The 19786-nt window shown below is 67.9% G+C and carries 19 protein-coding genes; 12 read left to right on the forward strand and 7 right to left on the reverse strand.

Annotated elements, in window-relative coordinates; translation table 11 throughout:
* Nucleotides 1-4: 4 nt before the first annotated feature.
* Nucleotides 5-736 (reverse strand): osmolarity response regulator transcription factor OmpR, encoded by a 732-nt coding sequence (ompR, locus tag AC0IZS_RS20925; RefSeq protein ID WP_007859588.1) that lies wholly within the window; start codon nt 734-736, stop codon nt 5-7.
* Between the two features lie 217 nt (nt 737-953).
* On the opposite strand from ompR, the gene AC0IZS_RS20930 reads away from it, so the two are divergent.
* Nucleotides 954-1670: an SIMPL domain-containing protein gene (locus AC0IZS_RS20930; protein ID WP_471637377.1), complete on the forward strand. Its 717-nt coding sequence runs from the start codon at nt 954-956 to the stop codon at nt 1668-1670.
* A 12-nt stretch (nt 1671-1682) separates the two neighbouring features.
* Here the strand turns inward: AC0IZS_RS20930 and AC0IZS_RS20935 are convergent, their stop codons facing one another.
* Complete coding sequence (locus tag AC0IZS_RS20935) at nt 1683-2459, reverse strand: SDR family oxidoreductase (RefSeq protein WP_471637378.1); 777 nt, start codon at nt 2457-2459, stop codon at nt 1683-1685.
* A 133-nt stretch (nt 2460-2592) separates the two neighbouring features.
* Between AC0IZS_RS20935 and AC0IZS_RS20940 the strand changes: the two genes are divergently transcribed.
* Nucleotides 2593-3489 (forward strand): AraC family transcriptional regulator, encoded by an 897-nt coding sequence (locus AC0IZS_RS20940; RefSeq protein WP_471637379.1) that lies wholly within the window; start codon nt 2593-2595, stop codon nt 3487-3489.
* A gap of 58 nt (nt 3490-3547) precedes the next feature.
* Here the strand turns inward: AC0IZS_RS20940 and AC0IZS_RS20945 are convergent, their stop codons facing one another.
* Complete coding sequence (locus tag AC0IZS_RS20945) at nt 3548-4132, reverse strand: TetR/AcrR family transcriptional regulator (protein ID WP_436218627.1); 585 nt, start codon at nt 4130-4132, stop codon at nt 3548-3550.
* A gap of 239 nt (nt 4133-4371) precedes the next feature.
* Between AC0IZS_RS20945 and AC0IZS_RS20950 the strand changes: the two genes are divergently transcribed.
* The 3 genes from AC0IZS_RS20950 (at nt 4372) to trxB (ending at nt 6549) form a co-directional block, all read left to right on the forward strand.
* On the forward strand, nt 4372-4965 hold the full coding sequence (locus AC0IZS_RS20950; RefSeq protein ID WP_145696345.1) for a carboxymuconolactone decarboxylase family protein: 594 nt from the start codon (nt 4372-4374) through the stop codon (nt 4963-4965).
* Nucleotides 4966-4982: 17 nt separating this feature from the next.
* Entirely contained in the window at nt 4983-5309 is a 327-nt protein-coding gene (locus AC0IZS_RS20955) for a thioredoxin family protein (protein WP_145696346.1), read from the forward strand.
* 229 nt (nt 5310-5538) lie between these two features.
* Complete coding sequence (gene trxB, locus AC0IZS_RS20960) at nt 5539-6549, forward strand: thioredoxin-disulfide reductase (RefSeq protein ID WP_471637380.1); 1011 nt, start codon at nt 5539-5541, stop codon at nt 6547-6549.
* Between the two features lie 260 nt (nt 6550-6809).
* Here trxB and AC0IZS_RS20965 read toward each other — a convergent pair whose 3' ends face one another.
* Together AC0IZS_RS20965 and AC0IZS_RS20970 are read right to left on the reverse strand one after the other, a co-directional pair.
* Nucleotides 6810-7430, reverse strand: coding sequence for a YdeI/OmpD-associated family protein (locus AC0IZS_RS20965; protein ID WP_471637381.1), 621 nt, complete (start codon nt 7428-7430; stop codon nt 6810-6812).
* Nucleotides 7431-7448: 18 nt separating this feature from the next.
* Nucleotides 7449-7877 carry a hypothetical protein gene (locus tag AC0IZS_RS20970; RefSeq protein ID WP_145696349.1) on the reverse strand — a complete coding sequence of 143 codons (429 nt, stop codon included), beginning with the start codon at nt 7875-7877 and terminating at the stop codon, nt 7449-7451.
* A gap of 344 nt (nt 7878-8221) precedes the next feature.
* On the opposite strand from AC0IZS_RS20970, the gene AC0IZS_RS20975 reads away from it, so the two are divergent.
* The 3 genes from AC0IZS_RS20975 to AC0IZS_RS20985 all read left to right on the forward strand — a co-directional run bounded on the left by AC0IZS_RS20975 (nt 8222) and on the right by AC0IZS_RS20985 (nt 10849).
* The gene (locus AC0IZS_RS20975) at nt 8222-8914 is read left to right on the forward strand and encodes a response regulator (RefSeq protein ID WP_471637382.1); all 693 of its coding nucleotides are present in this window, start codon (nt 8222-8224) and stop codon (nt 8912-8914) included.
* A 76-nt stretch (nt 8915-8990) separates the two neighbouring features.
* A complete protein-coding gene (locus tag AC0IZS_RS20980) occupies nt 8991-9974 on the forward strand; it encodes a hypothetical protein (RefSeq protein WP_471637383.1) in 984 nt (327 codons plus the stop codon).
* Nucleotides 9908-10849 carry a sensor histidine kinase gene (locus AC0IZS_RS20985; RefSeq protein WP_471637384.1) on the forward strand — a complete coding sequence of 314 codons (942 nt, stop codon included), beginning with the start codon at nt 9908-9910 and terminating at the stop codon, nt 10847-10849. Before AC0IZS_RS20980 ends, AC0IZS_RS20985 begins: the two co-directional genes overlap by 67 nt.
* 18 nt (nt 10850-10867) lie before the next feature.
* Here AC0IZS_RS20985 and AC0IZS_RS20990 read toward each other — a convergent pair whose 3' ends face one another.
* Nucleotides 10868-11506: a LysE family translocator gene (locus tag AC0IZS_RS20990; RefSeq protein ID WP_471637385.1), complete on the reverse strand. Its 639-nt coding sequence runs from the start codon at nt 11504-11506 to the stop codon at nt 10868-10870.
* A gap of 1097 nt (nt 11507-12603) precedes the next feature.
* Between AC0IZS_RS20990 and AC0IZS_RS20995 the strand changes: the two genes are divergently transcribed.
* The 3 genes from AC0IZS_RS20995 to AC0IZS_RS21005 all read left to right on the forward strand — a co-directional run bounded on the left by AC0IZS_RS20995 (nt 12604) and on the right by AC0IZS_RS21005 (nt 15771).
* Nucleotides 12604-14313, forward strand: a complete 1710-nt coding sequence (locus tag AC0IZS_RS20995) for a RecQ family ATP-dependent DNA helicase (protein ID WP_471637386.1) — start codon at nt 12604-12606, stop codon at nt 14311-14313.
* Nucleotides 14314-14404: 91 nt separating this feature from the next.
* Nucleotides 14405-15235, forward strand: a complete 831-nt coding sequence (locus tag AC0IZS_RS21000) for a transglutaminase-like domain-containing protein (protein ID WP_471637387.1) — start codon at nt 14405-14407, stop codon at nt 15233-15235.
* Between the two features lie 155 nt (nt 15236-15390).
* A complete protein-coding gene (locus AC0IZS_RS21005) occupies nt 15391-15771 on the forward strand; it encodes a response regulator (RefSeq protein ID WP_471637388.1) in 381 nt (126 codons plus the stop codon).
* A 49-nt stretch (nt 15772-15820) separates the two neighbouring features.
* Here the strand turns inward: AC0IZS_RS21005 and AC0IZS_RS21010 are convergent, their stop codons facing one another.
* Nucleotides 15821-19015, reverse strand: a complete 3195-nt coding sequence (locus tag AC0IZS_RS21010; protein WP_471637389.1) for a WD40 repeat domain-containing protein — start codon at nt 19013-19015, stop codon at nt 15821-15823.
* Between the two features lie 250 nt (nt 19016-19265).
* Between AC0IZS_RS21010 and AC0IZS_RS21015 the strand changes: the two genes are divergently transcribed.
* Entirely contained in the window at nt 19266-19778 is a 513-nt protein-coding gene (locus AC0IZS_RS21015; RefSeq protein ID WP_471637390.1) for a hypothetical protein, read from the forward strand.
* Nucleotides 19779-19786: the final 8 nt, after the last annotated feature.

Below are 19786 nucleotides of genomic sequence, written 5' to 3' on the forward strand. Positions count from 1 at the left end.
ATTATCAGCTCGTGCCGTCCGGCACGAACACGTAGCCCACACCCCACACGGTCTGGATGTAGCGCGGCGCGGCGGCGTCCACCTCGACCAGCTTGCGCAGGCGCGAGACCTGCACATCCAGGCTGCGGTCAAAGGGCTCGAACTCGCGGCCGCGGGCCAGCAGGGCCAGCTTTTCGCGCGACAGCGGCTGGCGCGGGTGGCGCACCAGGGCCTTGAGCATGGCGAACTCGCCGGTGGTCAGGGGCAGCTCTTCACCGCTGCGCTGCAGGGCACGGGTGCCCAGGTCGAACGTGAAGGGGCCGAAGTTGACCACCTCGTTGTCGCCCGAGGGGGCGCCAGGCGCTTCCTGCGCGGGGCGGCGGCGCAGCACGGCGTGTACGCGGGCCAGCAGCTCACGGGGGTTGAAGGGCTTGCCCAGGTAGTCGTCGGCGCCGACTTCCAGGCCCACGATGCGGTCCACGTCCTCGCCCTTGGCGGTGAGCATGATGATGGGCGTGCGGTCGTTGGCGGCGCGCAGGCGCCGGCAGATGGACAGGCCGTCTTCGCCGGGCATCATCAAATCGAGCACGATGAGGTCCACCGTTTCGCGCAGCAGCAGGCGGTTGAGGGCCTTGCCGTCTTCGGCGACCATCACCTCGAAGCCTTCCTGCGTGAGGTAGCGGCGCAGCAAGTCACGGATGCGTGCGTCGTCGTCCACGACGAGAATCTTGTCGGTGCGGTTGGTTGTTGTGGCCATGTTGATCCCAAGTCCAATTTGTAACAGAGCCGATTCTGACTACTTGGAACGCCAAAGTTCGGTTTTTGGGGTCATCTTTGACCAACTGTTACAAGTTTTGCGGAGCTTCGCACACTTGCCACCCCCCGTTCACCGGGGGTGCTGCCACAGCGGTTATGGTGGCGGCCTGCGTGGCCCGGTTGCCGGCCGCGCCCCTTTCATTGACGAAGGTTTACCCATGAAAAAAATCGCCATCCGCCTGATCACCACCGCCGCCTTGCTGGCCTGTGCTGGCACCGCCATGGCCCAGGCCACGGCGCCGCAGGAGCTGCGCAACGTGGTGCAGCTGTCGGCCACGGGCACCGTAGAGGCGCAGCAGGACCTGCTGGTGGTCACCCTGGCCACCAGCAAGGAAGGCACCGACGCCAGTGCCGTGCAGGCCCAGCTCAAGCAGGCGCTCGATGCCGCCCTGGCCGAAGCCAAGCGCAATGCCCAGCCGGGCCAGCTCGATGTGCGTACCGGCCCCTTCGGCCTGTACCCACGCTATGCCAAGGACGGCAAGATCAACGGCTGGCAAGGCCGGGCCGAGCTGGTGCTGGAGGGGCGCGACTTCTCGCGCATCACCACCACGGCCGGCAAGGTGCAGACCATGGCCATCAGCCAGGTGGCGTTTGCCCTGTCGCGCGAGGCCCGTGCCAAGGTCGAGGGCGAGGCCCAGACCCAGGCCATCGAGCAGTTCAAGTCGCGCGCGGCCGAGCTGGCCAAGGGCTTCGGCTTTGCCAACTACAGCCTGCGCGAAGTGGCCGTGAACAGCAACGAGATGTCCCCCGGCCCGCGCCCGCGCATGATGGCCATGGAGGCCAAGGGATCGTCGTTCTCCGACTCCGCCGTGCCGGTCGAGGCAGGCAAGGCGCAGGTCGTGGTCACCGTCTCGGGCTCCGTTCAGATGCGTTGAGGCAGCCGGTGGTCAGAGCGCCTGGCCGCCGGAGACCTCTATGCGTTGGGCGGTGACCCAGCGGTTGCCGGGTGCCAGCAGCCCGGCCACCATGGGGCCGATGTCATCGGGCAGGCCCACGCGGCCCAGGGCCGTGAGCTGGGCCAGTTGCTGGTTCAGCGCCGGGTTGTCGCGCACCACGCCGCCGCCAAAGTCGGTCTCGATGGCGCCGGGCGCCACCGTGTTCACCGTGATGCCGCGCGCGCCCAGCTCCTTGGCCAGGTAGCGCGTGAGCACTTCCACGGCGCCCTTGGCGGCCGCGTAGGCGGCATAGCCCGGCAGGGTCAGCCGCGTGAGCCCGGTGGAGAAGTTCACGATGCGCCCGCCGTCGGCGACGAGCGGCAGCAGCGCCTGCGTGAGGAAGAACACGCCCTTGAAATGCACATCGACCAGGCGGTCGAACTGGGCCTCGCTCGTCTCGGCAAACGCGGCGTAGTCGCCATGGCCGGCGTTGTTCACCAGGTGGTCGATGTGGCTGCGCTGCCAAGTGGCCTGCAGCGCGGCGCGCAGGCGCTCGGTGAAGGCGGCGAAGCCGCTCACGTCGCCCGTGTCCAGCTGCAGGGCCACGGCCTTGCGGCCCAGGGCGGTGATGTCGGCAACCACGGCCTGGGCTTGGTCGGCCTTGCTGTGGTAGGTGACGACCACGTCGCCGCCGGTGCGGGCGATGCTCAGCGCGGTGTTGCGGCCCAGGCCCCGGCTGGCGCCGGTGACGAGGGTGATGGTAGGGGTTGCGGTGGTGGTGGATGTCATGGGGTGGCTCCTGTGTGTGACGGATTCCAGTGTCTGGCGTGAGCCCCTGCCGGTGTTGCCGAAACCCCTTCAATCCTTGCCTGATTCTCCAAAACCAATGCCAAAGCTCCTACAAAGCGTTACGCTTGGCAGCATGACGTCACCTTTGCTCTTCGAGGCCGTGGGCCGCTACGCCGATGCCCATGCGCGCCAGCCCGGCGTGCTGCCCACCCCCATCCCGGGCCTGACCCTGGTGCGCGCCACCGAGCCCAGCGGGCTGCTGCATGCCATCTCCCACCCGCTCATCTGCCTGGTGCTGCAGGGCAGCAAGCAGGTGAGCATGGGGCCGCAGACCTTCGAGTTCACGGTGGGCGAATCGCTGCTGATCACGGCCGACGTGCCCACGGTGAGCCAGATCACGCGCGCCAGCGCGGCCGCGCCCTACCTGTCGATCGCGCTGGAGCTGAGCCTGCCGGTGATTGCCGACCTGTCGGCGCAGATGGGCGCAGCGCCCCTGGGCGACCACGCCCCGGTGCGCGTGGATCCCACCGACGACGAGGTGGCCGACGTGACCCTGCGCCTCATGCGCCTCTTGGAGCGGCCCGAGGCCGTGCCCCTGCTGCACGCCCCGCTGGTGCGCGAGTTGCACTACTGGCTGCTGGCCGGCCGCCACGGCGCCGCCATCCGCCGCCTGGGCTGGCCCGGCAGCCACGCCCAGCGCGTGGCCCGCGCCGTGGCCGTGCTGCGCACCGATTTTGCCCAGCCCCTGCCGGTGGAAAGCCTGGCCGCGCTGGCGGACATGAGCCCCTCGTCCTTCCACCAGCACTTCAGGGCCGTCACGTCCCTCTCGCCCCTGCAGTTCCAAAAGCAGCTGCGCCTGATCGAGGCGCGCCGGCTCATGCTGTCCGAAGGCGCCAGCGCCAGCAGCGCGGCCTTTGCCGTGGGCTACGAGAGCGTGCCCCAGTTTACGCGCGAGTACGGGCGGTTGTTCGGCCTGCCGCCGGTGCGGGACACGCAGGCAGCGCGGGGCAGGGCGCGGGAGGCGGCGTGATTCCCCGTGGCGTCGGCGCGTTCGGCAGCAGGCCGCTGCCGTGGGCCCGGCTCAGGGTTCAATGCAGCGCCTTGAGCGCAACATCCCTGGCCGACTGCATGGCTTGAACGTCCTTGGTGGATGTGGACATCACCAGCATGCCCTGTATCACGACCATGAAGTACGACGCCAGGGCGGAGACGTCCTGGCCTGGAGACAGGTCGCCGTTTTCCAGCGCCCACTTGATCCGGACCCGCAGCGCCTTGTGCATCTCGTTCAAGCCGGCCGTGGCTTCGGATCCAAGCTCTGGCTCCACGTTCAGCAACTCGGCAACGAGATTGGTTGCCAGGCAGCCTGCAGGGCGGCGGCTGCCTTGCGACGAGCTGTCGATGATGGTGTCAAAGATGCGTCTGAGCGCCTCGTCGAGAGGCTTGTCGAAAAGCTTGAGCAGCAGCGCGAGGTAGGACTCCTCTTTCATGTATTGCTCAAGGCAGAGCAGGAACAGCTCCCGCTTGCTGCCGAACGCCTTGTAGATGCTGCCCGCGGCCAGGCCTGTCGCCTCCTCCAGGTCGCGCACCGACGTGGCCTGGTAGCCCAGGGTCCAGAAAGCCTTGCTCGCTTTGCGAACCGCTTCATCCTGGTCGAATTCTCTTGGTCTGGCCATGCATCCTTCTCCGGCCCGCCGGTGAGGCTTGCCTGAAATCCACCTATCGTGAACGATCGTTCACGATTCCCTGCGGATTGTAGTGCTAGCGGTGAGCGGAAATTCGCCCTGTTTTCAGCACCATTCACGCGGATAAGGGTTAGTGCCCGATTGCGCCAAAAAGCCCCATTCTGTAAATTTGGAAATGCGCGTTTCCAAACTCGCAATGACCTCAACCACCACACTTCAGGAGATACATCATGGGTCGCTTCAAAGCAATCAAGCCTGGCCAATCCGCCGACAACGACGTCAACGAGCTGCTCGCCGGCGCCCGCAACGGATGGTGGCAGGACACGTCCATGTTCGGCACCATCGGCCGGGTTCCCAGCCTGCTCAAGACCATCGTTCCCGTGTTCGAGGCATTCTTCGGCGGAGGCCGGATCCCCCCGCATGTGCTGGAGATGATGCGGCTCAAGACGGGTGAAATGAATGACTGCACCTACTGCAAGGCGGTGCGCTGCGAAGCCACCCGCGAAGCCATCGCCGACAAGGAGGCGGCACTGTTTGGCGAAGTGGACTTCGAGCGCCTTCCGCTGAATGAGGCGCTGGCAGTGCAACTGGCGGAGTACATCGCGGGCGACCCCAACTACATCCCCGATGGCTTCTTCGAGCGCATGCGCGGCGTGTACTCCGAAGAGGAGATCATCGAACTGGTCTTCGCCTGCGGCATCTTCAACTGGGGCAACAAGTTCAACATCACCATGCAGATCGACTCCAGTGATGACAGCCGGTATGCGAAGGGGATGGTGTACCCCGGTGCGGACATCCGTGCGTCCACGGCCATCGCTGCCTGAGCGGGAAGGGGTACTTCATGGCAAACGATCGAATCATCGCGGCCGACCCCCAGGGCTTGAAGTCGCAACTGCAGGGCAATGGACTCGTCCTTGTCGACTTCTGGGCAGCATGGTGCGCACCCTGCCGCGTGGTTGCACCGATGCTGGACCGGCTGGTGGGCGAGTTTCCTGGCGTGCGTGTCGTCAAGATCGACGCGGAGACCCACAAGGAGGTTCTGGACACCTACGGGGTCCGCAGCCTCCCGACCCTGCAGCTCTACAGCGACTCGCGCAAGGTGGATCAACTCACCGGCAAAGTCCAGTACGAGATGATCCGCCGTGCCGTCGGCAAGGCTGCGCAGTGACACCCATGTGAGGGTTCTCGTCCACGGCCGGCCGATTGACCGACCGGCCAGTGGCGGGCGCACGAATCGTGCGCCCTTCAGTGCAATGGGTCGGGGTGCGCGCAATGCCGTGGGCATTGGACCGCGCATCCGACCCCGTCGAATTCACCGGAGGTTGTCGTCGGCATGGTGCGCACCGGCGGGCCCGATTGCCGCAGACCAGGGCACCTCCATCATCATGGACTGATCAATGAAACACCACTCTCTTATCGTGCTCGGCTCGGGGCCGGCGGGCTACACCGCTGCGCTGTATGCGGCCCGGGCCAATCTTTCGCCGCTGGTCGTCAATGGATCCGAGGAGGGCGGTCAATTGATGACCACGACGGAAGTGGACAACTGGCCTGGCGACCCCCACGGCTTGCAGGGCCCGGACTTGATGGCGAGGATGAAGCGGCACTGCGAGAGGTTTGACGTCCGGTTTGCGCAGGACCGCATCGTGGGCGTGGAACTGCAGGAGCGGCCTTTTGTGCTCCGTGGAGAAGAAGGCAATTACTCGTGCGACGCGTTGATCATCGCCACCGGTGCGACGGCCAGGTACCTGGGGCTGCCCAGTGAAGATGCCTTCCGCGGGAGGGGCGTTTCGGCGTGCGCAACCTGCGATGGATTTTTCTACAAGGACAAGGACGTTGCGGTGGTGGGCGGTGGGAACACGGCAGTCCAGGAGGCGATCTACCTGTCGAAGATCGCGCGCAAGGTGACCCTCGTGCACAGGCGTGGCGTGCTGAGGGGGGAGAAGGTGCTGCAGGACACGCTTTCGGAACTGGTGGCCCAGGGCAAGGTCGAGATGGCGTGGAATGCCGTGGTCGACGAGGTGCTTGGCGACCAGCATGGCGTGACGGGCCTGCGCATTGCCGATGCCCGGACGGGAGCGCAACGGGATGTCTGCGTGCATGGGGTCTTCATCGCCATTGGCCACCATCCCAATACGGAGGTGTTCGCGGGCCATCTGGCCATGCAGGACGGCTACCTCGAAGTGAACGGGGGGACTTCTGGATGGGCGACACAAACCAGTGTCCCGGGCGTCTTTGCCGCCGGTGACGTGGCGGACAAGGTGTACCGCCAGGCCATCACATCGTCGGCAACCGGATGCATGGCTGCGCTGGACGCGGAGAGGTTTCTGGCAGGCACCCGCACCATGGCGGTGGGGTGCGACACCCGGACGGACGCTGAGGATGCTGGCGAGGCGGTCGGCTCGTTGTAGTTGCAGCTGCTGCGTGCCGGCCTGCCCCAGGTTCGATTTTCCGGTCTGCGCACCGTGGTTGCAGGCCTGGTGGGGAGCCTGCTGACCTGCGCTGCAGGCGTGGCGGCCAACCTGCTCGTGGAAGGATGGCGCCCCATGAACGGCTGGCGCATCTTCTGCGAGCGCCTCGGGACGGGCTATGCCGCCCCAACCTCCACAGACGCTCTGCGTGCGGGGGGGGGGCGCCATCTGTGTGCAGGCCCCCAGGGGCTGCCCCGGCCTCAGGCTGGGTCTGTTGCCTGCTTTTTGGCGCGCTGTGGATAGATCGTCTCCCCGCGCGCCAGCATCTCGACAAAGGTCTCGATCTTCTTCCTGCGACCCGCCTCGGTTTTGAGGTTGTGCACCCGAAACGCCAGTGCAAAGCGGTTCTGCGCGGTCAGCGTCCCCAGCATCTCGCGGGCCTTCGGGTTGGCGTCAATGCCAGCCTGCAGGTCGTCGGGGATCTTCAACTCCCTGCCGCTGCCGTAGGCCCGGTCCCATCGGCCGTCCGCCTTGGCCGCTTCGACATGCGCCAGGCCGTGCGGCGTCATGCGCTTTTCCTTCACCAGCCGGGCCACGTTGTCGACATTGATCTTGCTCCACACGCTCTTCTTGCCGCGCACGGTGTAGCGCTGCAGGTAGCTGGTGTCGTCCAGTGCCTTGCGGATGGCGTCGATCCAGCCCCAGCACAGCACCACGTCGATGGCTTCTTTGGGCGTGATGGAGGGCAGACCCGAGGCGAGCTTGTGGATCTTGATCCAGACCTCGGTTTCCTGGTCATGGTGGCGGCTTAGCCAGGTGTGGAACGCCTGGGCATCGGCGAATTCATGCACCTTGTTGGGGTCGACGATGACGGCTGCCATTGGATGGGTTGACTCGCTCTATTTGCTGAAAGCAATCAGCGTCCACACGATCACCACCAACTGCGCCAGATTGATCATGATCGCCGTGAGATGCGTCTTGCGGAACCCCGGTATGGCCGTGACGTAGTCGGCGGACGACTGGATCTGCGCGCCCAGGGCGTCCATCTTGGGAATCACCTGGCTGCGCAGCACGATCGCCAGCCCCGCCAGCGCAGCGGCTCCTGCCGCAATGCCCGGGCGCCCGGCGGCCGCAAAGCTGATGGCCGTCGCCACGGCAGTGATGAACGCGGCCCGGTAGTAGAGGTTGAAGAAACCGCGCACAAAGCGCGCGTCGAGCGGCGTATCGTGCTTGAGCACCAGCAGCGGGATCGAACCCATGATGAAGTAGGCCGTGGTGACCAGCAGGGCCACCGTGAAGAACATGGCGGCGAAGAGGGATGCGGACATCGGGTTTCCTCCCTGCGGTGGGGATGGTGCTGTCTGCCCGATGGTAGGGAAAGGCTGCCTGGCAGGCAAGCCCATTTTAGGATCCGCCCCAGGCCCGCACCTCAGGGAATGCGAGCATGGCACGGCAGTTCGTGGCAGGCCTGTGCGGTCATGCTGCTGAAGGCCACGCCGAAGGTGCTGACCGAGCTGCAGCCTCCCCCCACAGGTGCGGATGCGTGGCGCTGGCGGGCGCCTGGAACAGGTTCTCAGGGGGGCCCTGTCCCTAGAACTAGGGACAGCGCAGATGCAAGCGCTGTGGGACACTCCGCAGCTCCTGACGCCCCGAGAGAGCCCCCGCCCATCCCATGCGCCCAGCCATTGCAAGCCCCGCCACGATCCAGATCGCGCTGGTGGAGGACGACCCGCAGTTCCAGGCGGCCGTCACCTCGGCGATCCGCCAGACGGATGACATGCGCCTGCTGTGGGTGGCCGACACGCTGGCGCAGGCGCTGCGCGCGCTGAACCAGGAGGGGCCTGCGGCGGACGTGCTGCTGGTGGACCTGGGCCTGCCCGATGGCTCGGGCATCGAGGCCATCGCGGCGGCGGCGCGGCGATGGCCCGCCTGCGCGGTGATGGTCAGCACGGCCTTTGGCGACGAGGCGCATGTGCTGCAATCCATCGAAGCCGGTGCCAGCGGCTACCTGCTCAAGGACAGCATGCCCGAACGCATCGTGGGCGAGATCCGCAGCCTGCACGCAGGGGGCAGCCCCATCAGCCCGCTGATCGCGCGGCAGGTGCTCATGCGCTTCAAGCAGGCCAGTGCGCCGGCGCCGGAGGCCAATGCCGACGCCGGCACCGACAACGTGGTCACGCTGTCCGCCCGCGAGCGCGAGGTGCTGCAGTACATCACCAAGGGCTTCACGGCCGACGAGATCGCACGGGTGCTGGATGTCTCGCACCATACCGTGCTTACCTTCGTGCGGCGCACCTACGCCAAGCTCAAGGTGCGGTCCAAGGCCGAGGCGATCTACGAGGCGCGTGCGCGGGGCCTCATCTGACGCCGTCGCCGCTGTCCTGCATTGCGCTTTTCTAGCCTGGTGCCTGCTGTGGAGCGGCGCGCTGCAGGCGCAGCCCGTGGACCCGCAGGCGGTGCATATCGGGCAGGCGCAGATGTTCAGCCGCCCCAGCCTGGGGTTCACGCCGCCGCCCTATGTGCTGGGCGCCGATGGGCCCGACGGCGCATGGAAGGCGGTTGACCTGCCCCATGCCGAGCCCCCGCAGGTGCAGATGCGGCCACCGCAGGACCCGCCGCTGACCACCGAGGTCTGGTACCGCCTGGCGGTGCCCGCGCTGGCGCCTGAGGCCGGCCCCCTGTACCTGTACCTGCCGCGCTGGAAGTCGGATGGCCAGGTCGCCATCTACGGCGACGGCCGGCTGCTCTACCAGACGGATGCAAGGTTTCTGTGGAACGCCGTGAATCTGCCCTTGTGGATTCCCCTGCAGGGCACGGCCGGGGCGCCCACCGTGCGCGAGGTGCAGATCCGTGGCCAGCGCCTGCGCCACACCGGTGCCGCCCTGTCCACCGCCTGGGTCGGCTCCAGCGCGGCCATCGGCTGGCGTTACCAGGTGCGCTACTGGCTGCAGTCCGACTTTCCGGCCATGAGCAGCGCCGCCTTCCTGGCCGCAGGCATCTTCGCCCTGGGCGTGTGGCTGCGCCGGCGGGAGGCACTGTACCTGCTGTTCTTCGTGATGTCCGCGGTGGCCTGTGTGCGCACGATGCACTACTTCGTGAGCCGCCAGCGCGTTCCCCTCAGCGACGAATGGTTTGGCTGGATCACCGTGAGCGCCCTGTTCTGGCTGGTGCTGACCGCGCATTTCTTCCTGCGCCACCTGCATGGCGTGCGCCACCGCGGGCTCACCGCAACGGCCTGCGTGATCACTGCAGTGGTGAGCGCCGTGACGCTGCCGATGCGGGAGGTCCTGCCCGCCGCTGCGGTGGTTTCCCCCCTGCTGTACGTGCTGCTGCTGGTGCTGGGCACCACCTGTTTGCCGTGGCCTGCCGCGATGCCTGGCGTGCCCGCTCGAAGGAGGCCGGGCTGCTGGGTGGCTGGGGCCTGATCAGTCTGCTTGCCGGCTGCTACGACTGGCTGCTGCAAAGCAACCTGCTGGTCAACGTGGAGGGCATGTACCTGGGCGCCTACAGCAACATCGGCGTGTTCTTCATTTTTTCGTACGTGATACTGCACCGCTACCTGGCCGCCATCGACGGCATGGAGCGCGTGAACACCCACCTGGAGCAGCGCCTGCGCGAGCGCGAGGGCGAGCTGGCGCAAAGCTACGCACGCCTGCGCGACGTGGAGCACCGCGAGACCCTGGCGCAAGAGCGCCAGCGCCTGATGCAGGACATGCACGACGGCCTGGGCTCCTCGCTGACCAGTGCCCTGCACTTGGTGCGCCACGGCAAGGCCGGCAGCGAAGAACTGTCCCAGGTGCTGGCCGAGTGCATGGACGACCTCAAGCTGGCCATCGACTCCATGGAGCCTGTGGACGCCGACCTGCTGTTGCTGCTGGCGACCCTGCGTTTTCGCCTCGCGCCTCGCCTGGAGGGCCTGGGGATCGAGTTGCGCTGGGAGGTGCAGCAGGACGTGCCCCTGGTGCCCTGGCTCGACGCCGGCAGTGCGCTGCACCTGCTCAGAATCCTGCAGGAGTGCTTTGCCAACGTGGTCAAGCACGCCCAGGCCGCGTGCATCCGGGTGGAATGCGAGGTGCAGGGCGGCGGGATCGAGGTGCGTGTGCTGGACGACGGCCGTGGCTTCGATGTGGATGCCGCGCTCCAGGCGCGCGGGCGCGGGCTCAAGAACCAGCTGCGCCGGGCCGAGGCGATTGGCGCGCGCCTGTCCTGGGTCAGCAGCGCGGCGGAGGGGACGCGCTGCGTGCTCTGGCTGCCGCTGGAATCGGCAGTTTCAGCGCCCGGGCCGAAGGCGGCGCCGTGACCCTGGCCCCAGTCGTCTTCAGCCCAGCTTGTGCCGCGTGTTCAGCAGGCCCAGCCCCAGCGCGATGAAGGTACCCCCCACGACGCGGTTGAACAGCCGGGCGTGGGCCGCCACATGGCGCTTGACCAGCGAGATCAGCGCCACGTAGAAGGCGTGCGAGATCAGCGCGCAGATGGCGAAGGTCGTGGTCAGCAGCAGGTACTGCGTGAACAGCGGCTGGCCCGGCACGATGAACTGCGGGAACAGGGCCGAGAAGAACAGAATGGCTTTGGGGTTGGTGAGCGACACGCCCATGCCCTGCGCCACCAGCTGCCAGTTCTTGCGCTCGCGCCGGTCCGTGGGGGCCTGGCCGGCATCGCTGCTGATCAGCGCATCCTTGCTGCGCCAGCGCTTGACGCCCAACCAGACCAGGTACATCGCGCCCACCACTTTCATCACCAGGAAGGCGTTGGCCGACATGCTGAGAATGGCGCCCATACCGATCATCGCCAGGCCCGAGACCACGTAGATGCCGGCCGAGCTGCCCACCGAGCTGAAGGCCGTGCGCCGGGCGCCGACGTCCATCGAGTTGGACACGGCCAGCAGCACGGCGGGGCCGGGGGTGAAGCACATCAGGAGGGAGACGCCGCAGAAGAGGAGCCAGTGGGTGAGGGTCATGGTCAGGGGGCTTTTGTCGTTCGTCGGTCGGTGCTGACAGCGAGGGGTATTTTCGGTGAGCTGGCGCTTGCGCGTTGGCGTGGGGTTTTGATGGGCCTCTGCAGTGGGGGATCTTGTCACTGTGGGTGGGGGAGGTGCTTCGCTCTGGGGCGTACCGTGGTGATGGTTTGGGGTGATGGTTGCTGCATGCCTGTTTTAGGGGCGGAGGCCGGGATGTGCGCCCGGCGGCGCAGTAACTTTCTCTTGGCCGCCAAGAGAAAGTCACCAAAGAGAAGGCGGCCCCCAGTCTGCGTCCCCCATCGCCCTGTCGGGCGATGGGGGCAACCTGCGATGCTCGTGCCTGGGGTGGCGTCGCGGAACTCGCTGCGTTCTTCGAACTCCGCTCAAACATCCGCGACGAGCCAGATCACGAAGTGCGTGTGTCCTTCGGCACACGCACCCACCCCAGCCCCTGCGCTTCTCGGCGCAGCCAGCAGGGGTGGGGAGCGGGGTCCACCCGGCTGCTGCTTCGCAGCTACGCCTGGGGTCGGGGACGCGCGCGGTGCGCGCTGCCGACGCAAGTGGCGCAATGGCCCTGCCCAGGCCGAGCGCAGCGACGGCGCAACGGGCCGAGCGAAGCAATGGCCCGTGTGGGGCTCCCATCCCCTTCTGACCGTGCCGAGAAGCGCAGGGCCTGGGGTGAGCGCGTGCCGAAGGACACGCGCATCGTTATCTGGCTCGCCGAAGCTGTCTGACCGGAGCTGCCTCGCAGAGGCAGCGCAGGGAGTTCTTCGGCGTCACCCCAGGACCGAGCATCGCAGGCTGCCCCCTCGCCACCGGCGAGGGGGACACGGGCAGCGGGGTCGCCTTTCTTTGGGGTACGTTTCTTTGGCGACGCAAAGAAAGGTACCTCGGCCGCCGGGCCGAGACCCGGCCTCCGCCCTCGACACAAGCACGCAGCAACCACCACCCACCAACCGCACTGCATCCGCAACGCCCGAACAGCGCCTCCTGTCTTACACACTCGTGCGCGGCATTCCCGCGCGGGCCGCAGGTCGTGCCTTCCCACAATCGGCCTCATCCAGCACAGCACCGCCGCCACCCGGCACGGGCCCGACATGAGCACCACCACCATCGCCACCCCCGACACCATCCAGAAAACCCTGAGCAACGTCTTCGGCCTTAAGCGCCTGCGGCCCGGCCAGCTGGACGTGGTGCAGCGCGTGCTGCAGGGCGCCAGCACCCTGGCCGTGATGCCCACCGGCGCGGGCAAGTCGCTGTGCTACCAGTTGCCGGCACTGCTGCTGCCGGGCACCACCGTCGTGGTGTCGCCCCTGGTCGCGCTGATGAAGGACCAGTGCGATGCCCTGCGCGAACTCGGCGTGGCCGTGGTGCAGGTCAACAGCGCGATCGGCAGCGACGAGCTGGCCGCAGCGCGCCAGGCCATCGAGAGCGGCAGTGCGCGCATCGTGCTGACCACGCCCGAGCAGATGGCCGACCCGGCGCTGACCGCGGCGCTGGCACGGCACACGGTGAGCCTGCTGGTGGTGGACGAGGCGCACTGCATTGCCCAGTGGGGCCATGACTTTCGGCCCGCCTTTCTGGAGATCGCGCCGGCCGTGCGTGCGCTGGGGCGGCCCACCGTGCTGGCGCTCACGGCCACGGCCAAGCCGGCGGTGATGAAGGAAATCGTGGCCCAGTTCGGCATTGCCGCCGCCAACGTGGTGCAGACCGGCGCCTACCGGCCCAACCTGCAGCTGGCGGTGGAGCAACTGGGCCGCGCTGCCGACCGGTTGCCGCGTGCGCTGCAGCTGGTGGCGGCCAGCCAGGGGCCGGCCATCGTCTACACCGCCACCGTGAAGAGCGCCCAGGAGCTGCAAGCCAAGCTGGCCGCCGCCGGCGAAAGCGTGGGCCTGTACCACGGGCGCCTGCTGGCTGCGCAGCGCGCGCAGGCGCAGGACGACTTCATGGACGGCCGGGTGCGCGTGATGGTGGCCACCAACGCCTTCGGCCTGGGCATCGACAAGCCGGACATCCGCTTTGTGCTGCACTACCAGATGCCTGCCAGCGTGGACGCCTACTACCAGGAGGCCGGGCGCGCAGGGCGCGACGGCAAGGACTCGCAGTGCACGCTGCTCTACGTGCGCCAGGACCGGGCGCTGCAGCAGTTCTTCGCCTCGGGCCGCTACCCCACGCTGGACGATGTGCAGGCCGTGCATGCCACGCTGCTGCACCCGGCACCCCAAGGCGGCTGGACGGCCGACGCCATTGTCGACGTTGTGGCGCGCCCCCGGGCCAAGGCCCTGGTGGCGCTGAGCCTGCTGCGCAGCCACAAGGTGGTGCGGCGCGACCGGGCCGGCCGCTTCACCCTGGCCCGCGAACTGGACGACGCGGCGCTGGAACCCCTGCTGGCCAGCTACCGCAGCCGCCGCGAGCAGGACAGCGCGACGCTGGAGGCCATGGTCGCCTACGCCCAGAGCGGCCGCTGCCGCTGGCAGGGGGTGCTGTCGGCGCTGGGTGACGACGCTGCGGTCGCCGATGGCTGTGGCCGCTGCGACAACTGCCTGCGCATTGCCGCGCTGTCGCGCCTGGCGCCCGCTGTGGCCACGCCCGAGCAGCCGATCGAGGTGCGCCCGCAGCCGGCGAGCGCCCGGCCGGTGTTCAACGGCGGCGACGCCGTGCGCGCCAGGCGCTATGGCGCAGGCCAGGTGGTCGAGGCCAACGCGCATTCGGTGACGGTGGAGTTCCCGAACGGGGCACGGCGCACCTTTTTGCCGGAGTTCGTGCGCGCGGCGCGGCGCTCTGCCCCGGTGGCTCTGGCGGCGTGAAACGGCAGGCCAGGCGGCGCGGTGGCGGATCGAGCGTGTTGCAGGGGCATTGCTGGCCGCTGCGCAAGCTGCCAGCCCCTAGACTCCCCCCATGAACCAAACCTTCGTCAAGCTGCACGCCACCTGCCACATGACCCTGTCCGCCGACGCGGACTGTGCCGTGGTGGCGGTGCTTCGCCCAAGAAGCGGCGATGCGCAGTGGATGGTGCAGGAGCGCTACGAGCTGACGCCCGTCGTGCCGATGACGGAGTATGTGGACGACCATGGCAACCTGTGCCAGCGGCTCAAGATTCCGCAGGGCCAGATGCGCATTGAGGTGGACATGATCATGATCACCGACACGCACATTGCGGTGGATGCGAGCGCCAAGGCGGTGCCGGTGGAGGACCTGCCGTTCGAGGCGCTCAAGTACCTGCTGCAAAGCCGCTACTGCCCCTCCGACAAGATGCAGGACAAGGCGCGCGAGATCGTGGGTGATGCCTCGCCGGGCTATGGCCAGGTCGAGGCCATCCGCAGCTGGGTACACCACAACCTGGAGTACCGCTACAACGTCAGCAGCGGCACTACCGATGCGCTGGACACCCTGAACGATGGCGCGGGTGTGTGCCGGGATTTCTCGCACGTGGCCATCGGCCTGTGCCGGGCCCTCGATATCCCGGCGCGCTACGTCGTGGGCTACCTGCACGCGCTCGACCCCATGGACATGCACGCCTGGTTCGAGGCCTTCGTGGGGGACCGGTGGTATGCGTTCGACGGTACCCAGGCCCATGCAAGGGGCGGGCGCATCGTGGTAGCCTACGGACGGGATGCGGCAGATGTCGCATTTCTGTCGTACTACGGACCGCTCGAAATCACGCTGATGAACGTGCGCGTCGAAGAGATTGCGATGGAGGCTCCGCTGACCTTTCCGATCAGCGCCTGATCCGGGTACCCACACAGGCCCGCCGGCACTGCAGCGACAGCACCATCGGTGCGGCCTCGTGCATGCACGCACCGCATTCCGACACAGGCCGTTGCGCCCCTACCCAACCATGAAGTCCATGCAGCGCCTCTGCCGGCGCTGCATCCCCATTGAAGATGTCCCTCATCACCCTTCTTGTAGAAGACAACAAACCCATCTGCGACACCCTGGTCCCGGCGCTGGAAGAAACGGCCAACGCCCAGGTGGTTGCCATTGCCAAGACATCGAAGGGGGCCGGGCAGGCGCTGGCGCGCTGGCGCGGCAAGTGGCACCTGCTGGTGGTGGACCTGCACCTGGGCCAGGGCTCGGGCCTCGACGTGCTGCAGGCCGTGGGGCCGCGCTCGTCGGACCAGCATGTGCTGGTGCTGACCAACCATGCCACGCCCGAGATGCGCGCACGCTGCCTGGCCCTGGGGGCGGACGCGGTGTTCGACAAGGTGACCGAGCTGCAGGCCTTCTTCGAGCACTGCACGCAGCTGCCCGAAGTAGTGGTCTGATGGTCCTGGGTTCGCAAGGTGGCTTGCCAAACCCCACCGTGCATTGGGCTCACCAGCGCAGCGGCGCGGCCTCGCTGCTCCAGAAGATCCAGCGGCGCAGCTCCACATAGGGCGACGTGCCGATGGCGTAGGGGTCTGCGCCCACGCCAGCGTCCGCCTTCGCACCCACTTTTGCGGCCAGGTCCGCGCGCTGCAGCAGCACCAGGTAGCCGCTGCAGGTGCCGGCCAGCAGCAGGCGGCCGTCGCTCGATGCCTCCAGCGCGCTGACGGTGCCGCCGATGTGGTGGCGCCACAGCAACTGGCCGCTGTCGTCCCGCGCGTGCAGGTAGCCATAGGCGTCGCCCAGGACCACCATGCCCGGCAGCGTGGCCGATGCGTAGACGCGGCATTCGGTATCGATCAGCGTGCCCTCGCTGTCCTGTGCATCGGCCACGCGGCTGGCCACGGTGCTGCCGTTGTAGAAATGGCAGGAGTTGGCCCACAGCAGCGCGCCATCGTGCGAGAAGCGGGTGTGGTGCGGGTAGGACTCGGTCACCAGCGTGCGCAGCACCCGGCCCTGCGCGTCGAGCAGGATGTGCATGCTGTCCTGGTCGCCCAGCGCAATGTGTCGCTCGTCGGGCGACAGCGCCATGTGCAGCATCTCCAGCGCCAGCTGGCGGGGGGCGGTGTTCTCGTGCTCGCCATCTTCGCCATCCCGGTCCTCGTCTTCGTCCTCGTCGTTGGCGTCGGCACCGTTCTCCATCCCCTCCTGCACCTGGTTCTTGGGCCAGCTGTAGGGGCCGTCGTCCTCGAACTCCTGCGGGTGGATGCGCTGCACACCGCCGGGTGTGAGCAGGTACACGCCCGTGGGGTTGCGCAGCAGCGCGCGCTGGCCATCGTTGAAGGGGATGATCTCGTCGCAGCGCTGGCCCAGCGCGCCTGCGGCCAGGCCCAGCACTGCGGGCAGCCCCTCGTTGCCCTGCGGCAGCGGCAGTTGCGCGATCCGTGGCCCGCCAAAGCCCTGGTGCGTGGTGATGTGTGTGCCGTCGCTCTGCGCATAACAGCGCCCGTCGTGCGAGCGCCCCAGGCCCTTGAGCGCAGGCAGCGGCGTGAGCGCCGGGCCCTGCAGCTGCACCCAGTGCACGTCGGGGCTGTAGTCGGCGCCGATGCGTGCCACCAGGCCGGCACCGTCCGCCAATTGGAAAACCGGGCCGATGGCCTGGCCCTTTTCCGACGCCAGGACCGCATAGGCATCGGGCGCAAACGCAAAGCGCTGGCGAAACCGCTCGGTGAGCGCCTCGTCCGCATGGCGGTTCACCACCCGGGCCAGTTGCAGCACCGTGGGGGCGCTGGCCTCGCGCGGGTCGTCGGGCAGCGTGCCGTTCGGGTCTTGCTGCCCGGCGCCGGCATCGTCGTCCCACCGTGGTGGCTGGTAGCCGGCCGCTTCGGCGGCAGCGGCGGCGGCCTGCGCCGCGTGCTGGTGGGCGCGCACGGCCGCCACGTAGGCCTGGCCGCCGGCCTGCCATTCCCCGGACAGCTGCAGCAGTCCGGGCGGGAACACGGTGGCGTCCGGCAAGCCATGGGCCCGTGGCGGCACGGCCAGCAGGCGCACCGTGGCTTCGATGCGCCGGGCCTCGGCCTCCTGGGCCTGCTGCTGGGCCCGCTCGGCCAACTGCTGGTCGTGCGCCTCCAGCAACGACGCTTCCGCCATGCCTACCAGGCGCAGCAGCCGCGCACAATGGTCGGCCGCGCCACGCGGCAGGGGCGGGCGGTGTTCGCTTTGCCGCTGGCTGTAGGTGAACTCCACCGGCTCCCGGCCTTCGCCTGGGCGGTCGATGTCGATCTGGTAGTTGCCGTGGGCGTCGTGCTCCGCGTCGCCCGGGCCGTCCTCACCGTTCTCCCAGCTCACATCGAGCGCGCGGCACCAGAACTCGCCATCGCGCATCGCGGGCTGGCGTGCGCCCAGCCACACATCGTCGAACCAGGTGCCGCGCTTGTTGGCGTCCCACCAGTCGTTGTACTCCTCGGTGAACACGGGCAGCAGGGTCAACCGTTCGATGCGCTCGGCGGTGAGCTCTGCCTTCAAGCGCTGGTGCAGCGGGTAGCCCGCGCGCGCCTGGCCCACGGCGCGGCGCACATAGTCGAGCACGCCGCGCCATGCGGCTTCGCAGGCCTCGTGCACCTCCTCGTCGGCGTGCTTGTCCAGCGTGGCCCAATCGCCGGGTTCGCCATCGGTGTACTCGCGGTACAGCACCGAAAGCTTGGCGCTCGCAGGGTTGGGCTGGCGCCGGGTGGGCCGGGCTGGGGCTGCAGGCGATGCGGCCAGATAAAATTCCCAGGTCTTCCACACCGTGATGAACATCCGGTCGTCGTGCTGCGTCCCTTCGGCATCCACATGGCGGCGGCACAGCGAGAAATGGGTCTGCGCGAACCAGCCATCGGCGGTCTGCTGGTCGTCCTCCAGCACGGCCGAGTTCACCAGGGCCTGGATATTTGCCGCGCTGATGGCCTCGTCTGCAAACAGGTCGTCGGCCAGGGGCAGGTCGGCGTGGATGTCGCTGCTGCTGCGCACCGGGCTCTGGCCCGCGCGCACGGCGGTCACCACACGGTCGCGGTCCAGCAGGTCGGCCAGGCCGCCTTCGCCATCGTCGATGCCGTTATAAAAGCCCGGGGCAAACACCAGCCCTGCGGCCTCGTTCGAGAACTCCACCAGGTTCGGTACGCCGCGCACCTCGTCCAGCAGAAACTCCACTTCTTCATCGCCGTCAATGTGCACGGCGTAGTCTTCGGTGAACATCGCCACGCGCGCCACCAGGTCGCCGCCCACATGCAGCTCTCCCGGCTCGCCGTGGCCCCACAGCAGGCCATCGACCCGCAGCGTGCCCTGCACATGCAGCTGCAGCCCTTGCACCACGGCGTGCTGCAGCTGCGCATTGCCCAGCACGGTGAGGTGGCTGCTGCCGTAGGCGTCGCCACCGCTCAGTGCCCCGTCGATCTGCAGATTGCCTTCGATGAGCACCAGCACCAGATGCCCGGGCGGCGGCCCCGGCAGGCCCGAGGTGGCCTGGGCCAGGGCGCGCAGTGCGCTGCCGGGCTGCAGGGGCGCGTCCAGGTCCAGCGTGGGCAACTGCAGGTCACCGCTGATCCAGGCCACGGTGGCGTCGGCCAGGGTGTCGGGCTCGGACTGCAATTGCTCGGCCATCGGGCCGTCGGCGGGGAGCAGGTGGGCCACGTCGGCCAGGGGTACGAAACGCAGGGTGGGCATGGGCGAGACGGGCTCGGTGCCCGAGGGTCGTTGTAGAAATGGATGGTGCGGCGGAGCCTGGCGCTGGCAGCAGCCCACAGTGGGCATGGCACGGGTGTGCGGTTCACGCCCGCAGCCCCGCCAATGTAGGCGCCAATGGCAGCTGCCAGCGGCCTTTCGTCACAATGAAGTGCCCATCTGTCGATTTGTTCCGGATTGGCGCCATCCAAGATGGCAGCCGTCCGTTCTGTTCACGTCAGGAGTTGTCGCTGTGAGTTTTTCCCACAAGGCGTTTGCGTTCGATGTGTACGCATTCGAAGTCCAGTTGGCGCCAACGCTGCGCCAGGCGCTGGCCCAGGGCGGCACCTCGGCCCTGGAGGCTTTCATCGACACCCACAGGGCGTCGCTCAAGGACCCGTACGAAGGGGAGCCGCTGTCGCCCGACTGGCGCTCGCAGCTCGAAGCCGGCGATGTGCAGGAGCTCGCCGACTTTGCGCTCACCCACTACTACGACCCGAAGGCGGACTTCGGGATCGGCGAAGAGTGGGGCGGCCTGGACCTGGAACTGCCCGAGGCGGAGCGGCAGGCATTGCTCGGGGCTGCGCTGCAAGAGGGCGGCCAGACTTTCGATCCAGGGCGCATGGGCAGCTATTTCCAGGATCGGCAGCGTGCCGCCATGTCCCTGCAGGTGATGGAGCACGCGGACGACGGTGCGCTGGGCGCCTTCAAGCGCGGCTTGCAGCAAGCCGTCGGCGCGGGGCGCGGAATCTATATCACCTTCTGAAGCGAGCG

It is taken from the genome of Acidovorax sp. AC410, assembly GCF_979253235.1.

Coding starts and splice junctions, on each gene's coding strand:
- ompR (WP_007859588.1), bottom strand. CDS start 736: ATGGCCACAACAACCAACCGCACCGACAAGATTCTCGTCGTGGACGAC.
- AC0IZS_RS20930 (WP_471637377.1), top strand. CDS start 954: ATGAAAAAAATCGCCATCCGCCTGATCACCACCGCCGCCTTGCTGGCC.
- AC0IZS_RS20935 (WP_471637378.1), bottom strand. CDS start 2,459: ATGACATCCACCACCACCGCAACCCCTACCATCACCCTCGTCACCGGC.
- AC0IZS_RS20940 (WP_471637379.1), top strand. CDS start 2,593: ATGACGTCACCTTTGCTCTTCGAGGCCGTGGGCCGCTACGCCGATGCC.
- AC0IZS_RS20945 (WP_436218627.1), bottom strand. CDS start 4,132: ATGGCCAGACCAAGAGAATTCGACCAGGATGAAGCGGTTCGCAAAGCG.
- AC0IZS_RS20950 (WP_145696345.1), top strand. CDS start 4,372: ATGGGTCGCTTCAAAGCAATCAAGCCTGGCCAATCCGCCGACAACGAC.
- AC0IZS_RS20955 (WP_145696346.1), top strand. CDS start 4,983: ATGGCAAACGATCGAATCATCGCGGCCGACCCCCAGGGCTTGAAGTCG.
- trxB (WP_471637380.1), top strand. CDS start 5,539: ATGAAACACCACTCTCTTATCGTGCTCGGCTCGGGGCCGGCGGGCTAC.
- AC0IZS_RS20965 (WP_471637381.1), bottom strand. CDS start 7,430: ATGGCAGCCGTCATCGTCGACCCCAACAAGGTGCATGAATTCGCCGAT.
- AC0IZS_RS20970 (WP_145696349.1), bottom strand. CDS start 7,877: ATGTCCGCATCCCTCTTCGCCGCCATGTTCTTCACGGTGGCCCTGCTG.
- AC0IZS_RS20975 (WP_471637382.1), top strand. CDS start 8,222: ATGCGCCCAGCCATTGCAAGCCCCGCCACGATCCAGATCGCGCTGGTG.
- AC0IZS_RS20990 (WP_471637385.1), bottom strand. CDS start 11,506: ATGACCCTCACCCACTGGCTCCTCTTCTGCGGCGTCTCCCTCCTGATG.
- AC0IZS_RS20995 (WP_471637386.1), top strand. CDS start 12,604: ATGAGCACCACCACCATCGCCACCCCCGACACCATCCAGAAAACCCTG.
- AC0IZS_RS21000 (WP_471637387.1), top strand. CDS start 14,405: ATGAACCAAACCTTCGTCAAGCTGCACGCCACCTGCCACATGACCCTG.
- AC0IZS_RS21005 (WP_471637388.1), top strand. CDS start 15,391: ATGTCCCTCATCACCCTTCTTGTAGAAGACAACAAACCCATCTGCGAC.
- AC0IZS_RS21010 (WP_471637389.1), bottom strand. CDS start 19,015: ATGCCCACCCTGCGTTTCGTACCCCTGGCCGACGTGGCCCACCTGCTC.